Annotated in this window: 1 protein-coding gene; it reads right to left on the reverse strand. The window is 60.4% G+C overall.

Annotated elements, in window-relative coordinates; translation table 11 throughout:
- Positions 1-165: 165 nt before the first annotated feature.
- Positions 166-278, reverse strand: a 113-nt coding sequence (locus SB765_RS29280) for a helix-turn-helix domain-containing protein (protein ID WP_410932442.1), incomplete at its 5' end; no start/stop codon positions are given.

A 278-nucleotide genomic window follows, 5' to 3' on the forward strand; every position in this document is an offset into this window, starting at 1 on the left:
GCCCTCCTCAGCCAGGTGGGCAACTGCTCGGCGATGAAGTCGTTGGCCGGGTGCAGCAGTTTCGGGTGAATCGTCGGTTGGGGCATGGTCAGGATCCTCAGGCATGATTCGACCTGCCACCTTGCCCTTACCGTTTGCGGCGCCACAGCCGGAAGCGTTGGTCCCTCAGTGCCCAGCCCCGCGGGCCTGAATCAAAGCCCGATAATGCCCAGGGTTACAGCCAAACCATTTGCGAAACGCCTTGTAGAACGAACTGTTGTCGGCAAACCCCAACTGCT

This window comes from Pseudomonas sp. SIMBA_067, assembly GCF_046534675.1.
GTDB lineage: Bacteria > Pseudomonadota > Gammaproteobacteria > Pseudomonadales > Pseudomonadaceae > Aquipseudomonas > Aquipseudomonas putida.